The organism is Nostoc sp. UHCC 0252, from assembly GCF_034931145.1.
In the GTDB taxonomy this organism is placed as follows: domain Bacteria; phylum Cyanobacteriota; class Cyanobacteriia; order Cyanobacteriales; family Nostocaceae; genus Nostoc.
In genome coordinates, this window is record NZ_JAYGHE010000006.1 from 156,555 (window position 1) to 166,925 (window position 10,371).

9 protein-coding genes are annotated in these 10,371 nt (G+C 40.7%); 5 read left to right on the forward strand and 4 right to left on the reverse strand.

The features are described 5' to 3' along the window. Window positions 1–11: 11 nt before the first annotated feature. From VB732_RS06260 to VB732_RS06275, 4 genes are all read right to left on the reverse strand, one after another. Window positions 12–5,150, reverse strand: a complete 5,139-nt coding sequence (locus VB732_RS06260) for an NACHT and WD repeat domain-containing protein (RefSeq protein WP_323229967.1) — start codon at window positions 5,148–5,150, stop codon at window positions 12–14. After that, entirely contained in the window at window positions 5,120–6,457 is a 1,338-nt protein-coding gene (locus tag VB732_RS06265; RefSeq protein WP_323229968.1) for a P-loop NTPase fold protein, read from the reverse strand. Before VB732_RS06265 ends, VB732_RS06260 begins: the two co-directional genes overlap by 31 nt. Before the next feature lie 702 nt (window positions 6,458–7,159). Next, the gene (locus VB732_RS06270; protein WP_322673462.1) at window positions 7,160–7,348 is read right to left on the reverse strand and encodes a type II toxin-antitoxin system HicA family toxin; all 189 of its coding nucleotides are present in this window, start codon (window positions 7,346–7,348) and stop codon (window positions 7,160–7,162) included. Between the two features lie 2 nt (window positions 7,349–7,350). Further along, on the reverse strand, window positions 7,351–7,569 hold the full coding sequence (locus VB732_RS06275) for a type II toxin-antitoxin system HicB family antitoxin (RefSeq protein WP_322638633.1): 219 nt from the start codon (window positions 7,567–7,569) through the stop codon (window positions 7,351–7,353). A 674-nt stretch (window positions 7,570–8,243) separates the two neighbouring features. Between VB732_RS06275 and VB732_RS06280 the strand changes: the two genes are divergently transcribed. The 5 genes from VB732_RS06280 to VB732_RS06300 all read left to right on the forward strand — a co-directional run bounded on the left by VB732_RS06280 (window position 8,244) and on the right by VB732_RS06300 (window position 9,971). Beyond that, a complete protein-coding gene (locus VB732_RS06280) occupies window positions 8,244–8,516 on the forward strand; it encodes a type II toxin-antitoxin system HicB family antitoxin (RefSeq protein WP_229473067.1) in 273 nt (90 codons plus the stop codon). Continuing rightward, window positions 8,494–8,724 carry a hypothetical protein gene (locus VB732_RS06285; protein WP_323229969.1) on the forward strand — a complete coding sequence of 77 codons (231 nt, stop codon included), beginning with the start codon at window positions 8,494–8,496 and terminating at the stop codon, window positions 8,722–8,724. The genes VB732_RS06280 and VB732_RS06285 overlap by 23 nt, the downstream gene beginning before the upstream one ends. A 128-nt stretch (window positions 8,725–8,852) precedes the next feature. Continuing rightward, entirely contained in the window at window positions 8,853–9,206 is a 354-nt protein-coding gene (locus VB732_RS06290) for a DUF433 domain-containing protein (protein ID WP_323229970.1), read from the forward strand. 143 nt (window positions 9,207–9,349) lie between these two features. Continuing rightward, the gene (locus VB732_RS06295; protein ID WP_323229971.1) at window positions 9,350–9,595 is read left to right on the forward strand and encodes an AbrB/MazE/SpoVT family DNA-binding domain-containing protein; all 246 of its coding nucleotides are present in this window, start codon (window positions 9,350–9,352) and stop codon (window positions 9,593–9,595) included. After that, entirely contained in the window at window positions 9,582–9,971 is a 390-nt protein-coding gene (locus VB732_RS06300) for a type II toxin-antitoxin system VapC family toxin (protein ID WP_323229972.1), read from the forward strand. Before VB732_RS06295 ends, VB732_RS06300 begins: the two co-directional genes overlap by 14 nt. The last annotated feature ends 400 nt before the right edge of the window (window positions 9,972–10,371 follow it).

Here is a 10,371-nt window from a genome sequence, read left to right on the forward strand (position 1 = left end):
AGTCTGGTTCATCACCTACTAGAACACAAGGCGCGATCGCCTTTCATGACTTTCTGATTAGTCTGCAAATAATCATGTAGCAAATCGCAACCCCGCGCCAGCAATTTTTCCAGTTCGATATCTGCCAAATTCTGGAAAATCACTGTGCCATTACCACTACCCGCAGCCAGAGTCTTACCGTCATTACTAAAACTGACGCTGGTTAACTCTTGCTTATCACCTTTTAAAGCAATGAGTAATGTCCCTTCTCGGTCCCAAATCCTTACTTTGTCATCACTGCTAGCTGCCAAAGTCTTACCATCTGGGCTGAAACTCACACTGATGAAACTATCACCATCGCCTGTAAGATTATTTAGCAGATTTCCGTCGCGGCTCCAAATCTTCACGGTGCTATCAATGCTAGCTGAAGCGATCGCTTGATTATCAGGCGACCAAGCAACCCCATTTACCCGGCGGCTATGACCATTTAAGGTATAGAGCAATTTGCCCTCTAAACTCCAGATTTTCACTGTTTTGTCATCACTGGCTGAGGCTAGCAACTTACCATCGGGGCTAAAACTTACCCAATTTACTGCATCTTTATGTCCTTGCAAGGTGTTAAGCATTTTACCGTCAGCACTCCAAAGCTTTACTGTTTTATCTTTACTCGCTGAGGCAATTACTTGACTATTAGGCGACCAAGCTACACCCAAGACGGTACTGTTATGACCCTGTAAGGTTTTGAGCATACCGTCAACACTCCAAAGTTTCACGGTTTGATCTTTACTAGCTGAGGCAATTACTTTACCATCGGGACTGAAACTAACCCCCCAAACTTGACCCTGATGCCCTGTAAATATGCGGAGTAGTTTACCTTCGCGGCTGAAGAGTTTTACAGTTTTGTCTCGACTTGCTGCTGCTAAGGTGCGATCGCCTGGGCTGAAACTGATGCTAGTTATCCAATCATCATTATCGGCTTTGGGTTTTCGCAATAACACATCATCCCAATGCCAGAGTTTAATAGTTTTGTCTCGACTTGCAGAAGCTAGGGTGCGACCATCTGGGCTGAAGCTGACGCTGTTAACCCAATTATTATGTCCCTTCAGGGTTCCTAGCAACACACCTTCAACACTCCAGAGTTTGATTGTCTCGTCGGTACTTGCGGAAGCGATCGTGTTACCATCACGGCTAAAACTGACGTTGGTAACTCCAGCACTATGCCCTGATAAGGTTCGCAGTAATTTGCCGTTCAGATTCCACAGTTTGATTGTCTGGTCTAGACTAGCTGAAGCAATAGTTTTCCCATCGTTTGACCAAGCTACACTTTTAACTGCATCCTCATGTCCCTGCAAGGTTTTGAGCAGCTTACCATCCCGACTCCACAATTTCACTGTCTTATCAGCACTCCCTGAAGCAATGGTTTGTCCATCGGTTGACCAAGTTACACTCAAAACTGCACTATCATGTCCTGGCAAGGTTTTGAGCAGTTTACCATTCCGACTCCATAATTTCACTGTCTTGTCTGTACTTGCTGAGGCAATAATCTGTCCATCAGGGCTAAAACTGACACTATTCACTACACCTTGATGCCCTAATAGAGTAACAAGTAATACACCCTCTCGACTCCAAAGTTTCACCGTCTTATCTTGACTAGCGGAAGCAACAATTTGACCATCGGGGCTGAAACTGACGCTATTAACTACATCTTCATGCCCAGATAAGGTTTTGAATAAGCTACCATCAGGAAGCCAAAGTTTAATGGTAGTATCCGCGCTGGCTGAGGCAATTAAAGAATGGTCAGGACTGAATGTAACACTATTTACTCCAGATAAATGCCCTTCTAAGCGGTTATATTCTCTCAACCCAGAAACGGCTTGATAAAGCGCCGTCTGTACTTGCTGTCTTGTATTGGAATCTACCCAAACTGTTTGTTGTAATTTTCTTCCCGCCCTTAAACCTTCTTTTAAAGAATCAATACCTTTTTGCGATGCAAAGAGGGCTTCACTGGATGCACTGAGGGTTTTAATTTCACTATCTACTGCTGTGACAATGGAAACGCTTAATCCCAATATGGCGAGAATGGAAGCAGTTAGGGCAATTTTCAACGAACGATTTAATTGAGCTTCACTAAGTCTTTGTTTCTTTTGACTTTCTGCAAGTTTTGCTGTTAACTCTTTTTCTTTTAGTTCAGCTCGTAATTGCTCAATTTGTAACTGACTCAATTCTTCCCGCTTGTGTAATTCTCGTAATTCCGTTAATAAATCTAATCCCTGTTGAGGATAAGAATCTACTAATATGGAACGCTGCGTTTTTTGGCTAAGTTCGCTTTTAAGTCGGTCAATTTCAGCTTTACTTTGTTCTACTTTATGGCGTAACTGATTTAGTTGTACCTGTAAACTTGATTCTTGTTGCTGTAGGTAGCGAATTAAGTCTACTAAATAATCATGAATTAATTGATAGCGTTCTGGTACATCAGGGAATAGTACTACCAAACCGGAACGAACTAAGATGTCTAACACTAATTCTAATTTGCTGACATCTTCTAATTCTGCTAATTGCGCCGCTAACTCAGCACGAGTTTTAAATGGTCGATTGTTACTTTCATCTGTTAATAAATATAAAACGAGTAAGGCGGCTCGTTCATTTTCTGGGCCGCAGTCTTTAATCAGTTCTTTAAGATATCGCTCGATGAGTTTGTTGGGTCTATATGGCTGATATTCTTCTAGTGTCGTAATGCGCTCATCTTGAAGTTGCGCTCCCACAACTTGCAATTCAATGGGGCGGACTTCTCCAAATTCTGTGGATAAATCTTCAATTAAGGCATCAATTAAAGCAGGTTCTAAATTAAATTGCGATCGCTCGGTCAATTTTTGGATAATTGCTTTGGCATATTCTGGCGAAAAGTTATTCAACTGGTAGCGAATATGCTTGTCGAGAATGTTATTATTAATCGCTTCTAATGCCGAGAGATGTTTAAAATCTAACAAACGATGTAAATAATCTTCTCGCAAGGTCAGGATAACCTTGACAAAGGGGATATTTAGACAATCGCTAATAAATTTATCAAATTCTTGCTTCTGCCTGCGATCGCTATTACCAAAGAAAAATTCTTCAAACTGGTCAAGAATTAAAACTGTGATCAGATGGTTATCAGCATTTTGTCTGAGTTGTTGGATAATTCTGACGATGGTGATGGGTGTGTCAAAATAAGGCAAAGCTTCCGCTTCAATGGCTGTTTCTAGCTTAATATCAGCGTAGACGGCAAGGGATTGGTCAGCAGACATCGCCTCACTTAAAGATTTCTCTAATTCCCGCGCCCAATCGCTATAAACTTGCAATACTACAGGTACAGCTATTTGATCGCCAATAGCTCGGTTTTGCAGTGCCGGAACTAAACCAGCAGTGACAATAGAACTCTTACCCACCCCTGATTGACCGTGAATCACCGTCAGCTTTTGATCGGAGCGGCTAATTCTCCCAATTAAGTTATTAATATCACGCTCCCGACCAGAAGCCGCAATTTCTAAAGCAACGCTGCTACTCCCAAAATGTGACATTAATGCTGGGTTTGTCGCCTGTCTTTGGGGTTGCAAACGCCCTGCACCAATAAAAGCTCGAAAACCGTACTGCTGCTCAACAGAACGCCGTTTCTGCCGAATGTAATAAGCTTCCAAATAGCGTCCTTCTTCAAAGTATAGCGATCGCAGTGTCCGCAATAAACGAATATAACGATGGGCATCGTATTGATGGGCACTGCTTTCTAAGGCTGCTGGCAGTTCTTTTGTTGCTTTTTCTAAGTATTCATGAGCGATTACCAATTCACCTAAATTTCGCTGTGCTTTCGCCAACACTAAATAGTAAATTTGTGCTAACAGTAATGGAAAAAAGCAGTTATAAGGGTCGTTGTGCTTTTGCGCTTCACCTAATTTCAACAGCGATACATGGGCTAATATACTCGCCTGTACCCACCGCGACTGCTGCACAGCCACTTGTGCCAGAAAACCGTAGTCACAAGCTAATTGAATTTGACTACCATAAGTTTGATGCAACTCCAGAGACTTTTGAGCAACAGTCTGCAATTCTTCCCACTCTTGCAGATATTGTAAAACTTCAGCGAGTTGACCAATAAACCCAGCAACTATATCTAAACGTCCAGCCACCTGCAAAACATTCAAGCATTGCTGAAAATAAGATTTAGCTGTGTACCAATGACGACGGTTTTCTGTTTGATTTTGCTCTGCGAAACGGCAATAACACAGCCCAATATAAAACAGCAAGATTCCCTGTCGCAAAGGTAGAGGAGATGGCCGACTAGGAGGTGCAGACGAAGAAAAGACTCCCCCTACTTCCCCTACTTCCCTACTCCCCTGCTCCCCTACCTCCCCTATTTCCTCCAACTTTTGCCAAACTTGTAAGCTTTGCTGAAAATGGGTTAAAGCTGTACTGATGCGATCGCTAATATAATTATCTAGACCAAAAACAAACTCTAAACTAGCATGTAATTCTGGCTCTAAGGTAATACCACGATTGTGCAACTCTCCAATGGCAAAGTGGAGTTCATAGCTATGTTCCCAGACTTGCTCGACAGTGGAATAATGCTTTGCGATTTGAGGAGGTTGATGTTGTGCGATGTCGCTTGGTAACACTGTGGCAAATAAAGAATCAGTTTCCTGTTGCAAAAATTGCAGCAATGATTGAGTTGTCATCTCAAACCGAATTGGCGTAGCCGCCCAACTCGCAAAATCTGGTGCTAAACGCGCTACCTTTTGCAACACTTCGTCATTCACCCACACAATCATCGGGAATGGATGGCGCTTACGAAATTCATCACGAATATGATTTACAGACCTCAAAAAATCGTCAAGTCCATCTAGTGACTCTAAACCCAAAATCATCAACGCTGCTGGCGGATTATTTTCAGTTACCAGTTGTAAATGAATACTTGTGTAAAGACTTCTAGCATTATGCGGCAGAACTACCTTTTGAATACGGTGTCCTTCTGAAGAAATTTCTTCGAGCCGTTGCAGCATAAGCTCTTGCAAAACCCGATAATTGCAGCACACCAAAACCAGGGAGAATTGACCGCTAGAAAGGGTAATTGCTCTCCCCAAACTCCGTAGAGCTTGCTCATTAGCTGCTCTTATATCTGCTTGTTGGTGTCGTTCAACCATGATTTAAATTTTTCCGTCTCTGCTAAAACTGGGTTGACGGCAAACCAAGCTCCTTGATGATCTCGGTATTCAAATACAAATAAACTTCGCAATAACGTGTAGTATTCTATATCACCTCTAACTCTCTGCTGTCGCACCACCTGAAAGATTAATTCCCACTCATGGGGGTCGATGGCATTGGCTCGGTAATCTCGCTGTCGTTGAATTACCAAATCAACACACTCCCGCTCAAAAGGTGGATCTTGTTCTCGCAGACAGTCAAATAGCAAACCTAGCAAGTCGCGGACATGACCACCACTAATTAGGCACAATCGATCTAAGCTTTCCAGACTATCAAACACCTCTGTAATTAAGCCTAACCGATCGCTAGGTAAAATGTCTGGAAAAGCTCTAGCTAGTACCATTTGCCGCATCAGTGCTAGCCCTTGAGGAAAAATCTCTCCAGAGCGCAGACGTACAGGGATCATCGGTAGCATTTTGGGTGCGACTCCTCCCCCCAAACGATGTTGAAGTTCGGCGCTATCGTTGGAGAAAGTCAGGGCTAAAGGAATAGTGTAGACTACATGACAATTCAGTTTACGTAACTGTTCACCACGCTGAATAAATAAATATTCTGGCAGCGATCGCCCCGATGGTAAAGGTCGAATTGCAACTCTATCTAAGTTATCAACAATAACCACCAGTCCTTTTTTACCCCTGGCTTTCAGTTCATTGTTGGCACGTTCTAGCAGTTCTTGATTAATTGACTGTAAAATATTTGCGGTTCGTGGTTCTAAATAATCTCTTAACCGCCGCCGCAATTGGGGACTTTCTTTAGTTTTAGCTGTAATTTTGGCAATCCCTACAGACAATTCTGCTTCTACCCCAAGGTCAATCGGTGTTTGCAGAAAATCGACAATTTCACCAAATAACTTGTTAAAATAAGCAGGTTTTAGCCTAATTTTCATTGCTTCTAGGCTTTCACTTACTTGGCCTGCGATCGCCAACAAAACATCAGTCACATCCACATCTGCCATTTCTAAGACATGGGTAGACTCAAAGTAAACTACATGAAATTGCTGCGCTTCTAATTCAGCTTTAAGCCGTAACAACTCCGTTGATTTTCCACAGCCGAGATGTCCTGTAAATAGTTGACAAGTTGGTTCATTGGGCGATATTTTAGCGATCGTGCGCTGCAAAGCTTCGATAATTTTGCCACCCCGCACCGCAGCAAAATCGATATAGTACCTGCGATCGCTGGGATTTCCTATGATTAGAGGTCTGCTCGGATTGCAAGCCTGATAAAATCTTTCTAAATCTAGGAGCATAACTAATCAAATTCACTAAAGAATGAGGATGATAAAATTTACTAAATAAATATATTAATTTTAGATAATTTATGCCTTATTTTCATCCAACTACTAACTAAACTAGCAACATTCAGAATAATTGTTCATATATGTTAGATGTAGCACATAGTAACGCTGGTATTTTAGTTAAAGTGAGCAGAAATACTACTATAAGTACAAATAACAAAAACTTCTAATATTAAATAAGCTACTCTTATGAATATTAAAAATATCCAACATAAAAAAAGGTACTGTTAAGTACAGTTTTGTAGCTCTCTTGAACCCGTCATCAGCTTGAGTGATTAAAGAGCTTTTATCACTTTGGCGAGAGAATAATCTACAATCCCTGCAACATAAGACTTTTAGCAAAAGCGTTGGTTAATTACAACTTCAGTTGAGAGTCCATTCTTTGTAGAGACGGCGATTTATCGCGTCTCTCTAACGTGTCAGTATTTTAAATGCGATAAATCGCGTCTCTACATGAGGGGTTTGCAAATAATCACCTTCACTTAGTTTACAATCTGCCCAAAATTTCATTACCTTCGATGGTTCTAAATGGTAAACAGGGTAACAACATCATTCAACTGAAGTAACCCATCAGAAGAATCAATTTTTGAACATTGAGAGCGAGAAATCACGCTAGAAGAATGCAATAGCCTTTAAGGTTTATCAACAGAGCAGTTAAAAATTAGGTAGTAAACCTGCTTGTTTACATATTTCATTAGCAGTAATCCGATCAATGGTACGATGCCGTTTTACAGGAAGAGTTTTTATATCATTAGTATAAATAGAATGATTTCCTCCTTCCCTTAATAAATAAAAGCCATTTTCTTCTAAATATTTAATTAGCTCTTTTCGTTTGACTGACACACTCAAACCTCTATCGGAATTTGTTCGAGTAAAAAACCACCTGTAGGAATTTCCTTATTTTGTTGACGATAAGCAAGAATCATTTCTTTTGTTGCATCTTGCAACATAGCCCTACATTCTTCTATGGTTTCTCCCTCTGTGATGACTTCTTGCCATTCAATGAGTTGTCCCATATATCCGCTATTAGTTTTTGTATATTTTGCAGTGTATGTAATTAACATTTCTGTGTTTGTGAAGATAATTATATAATTGATCGTAACTGATTTTTTGTTGTGGGGGCGACGCCAAATAGCCCGTTGTAGACATCGCCTATAAATTTACACTTCTTTTTTAGAGCATCGCCAGCTTTCGGCTTAATGATATAGCGTTTCCTAGTATGCTGAGGTACAAATCTCTGCGTACCTCTGCGCTTTACTTCGCGTCCCTTTGCGTTTCAAAATATTATCTGTACCTCACTTAACTGGGAATCGCTATATACCAAAATGAATACGTAAATTACTCTAATGAGTCAGCAAACTGGGATTTGAGAAAGTAAAAGCTGCTTTTGTTTGCGGAAAACACCAAAATGCGAGATTAAAAGCTGCTTTTGCTTGCGGAAAACACTAAAATGCGAGATTAAAAGCTGCTTTTGAAGAAGTAAAAGCTGCTTTTGTTCGTGGAAAACACTAAAATGTGAGATTAAAAGCTGCTTTTGAAGAAGTAAAAGCTGCTTTTGTTTGTGGAAAACACTAAAATGCGAGATTAAAAGCTGCTTTTGAAGAAGTAAAAGCTGCTTTTGAATAGTAATCAGGCATTTTTACTTAGTTCAATATGAATTTTAGCCTGGGCGATCGCTTATGGGTTTACAATAAATTTTTTAACGTAAGATGAAACTGGTAGCACAACGCGAGATTTCATGGCGATAAGATTTATTCTGAGCGACTATGTTGACCGAGCGATCGCCCAGGCAATTTATGACAAGTTAGAAGATGGTACATTTACAGGTAGAATTCCTGTTTGCAAAGGAGTGATAGCCTTTGCATCGACTTTGCGCGAGTGTGAAGATGAATTACGCTCAACACTGGAAGACTGGATTTTACTTGGGTTAAAGCTGGGACATTCTCTACCAGTAATTGATAATATTGACCTCAACAAGGAGCCGAGCCTTGAGCCGATGGATACCGTGTAAGCGTCGGGATTTTGTAAAGAAATTACGACGGATTGGGTTTGAGGGGACTTATTCTGGAACAAGACATCAGTTTATGGTTTATGGCCAACATCGTCTAACTATTCCTTCTAATGATGAGTATTCTGTACCACAATTGCGGATGATGATTGGGGAAGTTGAGGTGATTTTAGAGAGGGAAATGACGCTAGATGAATGGAATAGCCTTTAAGATTTACCGACAAGCGATCGCTCTTAGTCTATATTAATAAGATTTAGGAGAGCGATGTCTACGACGGGCTATTCGGTGTCGCCTTTACAACACCATCATTCAAGGCTTTGATACGAGATAATATAGCTATGAACTCCATTCGGGGTAGACTAATGCAACTAGAAGATTATTTTGACTTTTTATCAGCCGATGATATTCGCCTAAAAGGACACCGCATCAGCATCGACAATGTACTTGATTATTACTTGGAAGGATATACACCGGAAGAAATTGCTGCTAACCTACCTAGCTTGAGTTTAGAGCAAATTCACGCTACTATTACTTACTATTTCCATAATCGCGCCGATATCGAAGCTTATTTGTCACGTCTGGCAAGATGGCGTGAACAGCGTTACCAAGAATCGGTTGCAAATCCTTCACCTTTGGTACAGCGCCTCAGAATCTTAAAAGCTCAAAGAAATGAACGTCAGGTAAGTGCTTAGTGAAAGTTCGTTTTTTGCTCGATGAAAATTTTTCCCCGCGTCTAAAAGTAGCTGTTCTTCGTCTTAACCCGTCGTAGATATTGCTTTCTGGATTAGTCAATAGACGTTATCCTTAAGTAAGGAACTGATGTAAGGAACGTGGTATGGCTAGCGCTACCATCACCAGCAAAGGACAGGTAACTATTCCCAAAGAAATTCGGGATTATCTTAACCTTGATCCAGGTAATAAGGTTGATTTTGTTATTGATGAAAATGGAACAGTCAAATTAATTCCCCTAAATATCCCTATCCAAAGTTTATCCGGGATTTTACACCGTCAGGGGATGCAAAGCGCAACTTTAGAAGAAATGGAAGTAGCAATCCAAGAAGGTTCAAGTGATTGGACTTGATACAAATATTTTAGTGCGTTACTTGACAAAAGATGATGAAAAGCAGTGGAAGCAAGCTGCTGAAATTATCGAAAGTGGAGAGCAATGTTTTGTTGCTAATATAGTTCTCTGTGAATTAGTATGGGTTTTGCGCGGGAACCCTTATCAATTTAGTAGAGAAGAAATTAGTAATACCATAGACTTGATGCTGCAATGTTCGGTGTTTGAGTTAGAAAATCGCTCTGTAGTTTATCAAGCATTACAGCGATTTAAGCAGGGAAGTGCAGATTTTTCTGACTATTTAATTGGTGCAATCGCTCAAGATTATGGTTGTAATTCAACAGCAAGTTTTGACAGAAAGCTGAGAAGCGAAAAGGGATTTGATTTATTTGAGTAATGCTCATTTCTAAACCAGGCGATCGCTTGTCGATTTACACTTTAAACTAGAGCGATCGCCTTTACAACAACATCATTCCACCTCAAAACGCGAAACGTCGAGCTTAAAGCTAAAACATTGTCACTTGAAACAGGAACATTCTCGTTTGGAACAGAAATATTCTCACTGGGAACAGGAACGTTCTCATTTAGAACAAAAACATTCTCACTTGAAACAAGAATGTTCTCGTTTGGAACACGAAACTCCGAGTTCAGAACACGAAAGGCTGAGTTTAAGCGATCGCAATTTTCAGTTTTATCACGGTACGCGGCGGGCTTCGCCTACGCGCAAATCTGCTAAATTTCCACGCACAGTTACAGTATTAGGATGATCCACCCCCAACCGTCGCTCAAAAATATCC

Coding starts and splice junctions, on each gene's coding strand:
- VB732_RS06290 (WP_323229970.1), top strand. CDS start 8,853: ATGAACTCCATTCGGGGTAGACTAATGCAACTAGAAGATTATTTTGAC.
- VB732_RS06265 (WP_323229968.1), bottom strand. CDS start 6,457: ATGCTCCTAGATTTAGAAAGATTTTATCAGGCTTGCAATCCGAGCAGA.
- VB732_RS06295 (WP_323229971.1), top strand. CDS start 9,350: ATGGCTAGCGCTACCATCACCAGCAAAGGACAGGTAACTATTCCCAAA.
- VB732_RS06260 (WP_323229967.1), bottom strand. CDS start 5,150: ATGGTTGAACGACACCAACAAGCAGATATAAGAGCAGCTAATGAGCAA.
- VB732_RS06275 (WP_322638633.1), bottom strand. CDS start 7,569: ATGTTAATTACATACACTGCAAAATATACAAAAACTAATAGCGGATAT.
- VB732_RS06280 (WP_229473067.1), top strand. CDS start 8,244: ATGGCGATAAGATTTATTCTGAGCGACTATGTTGACCGAGCGATCGCC.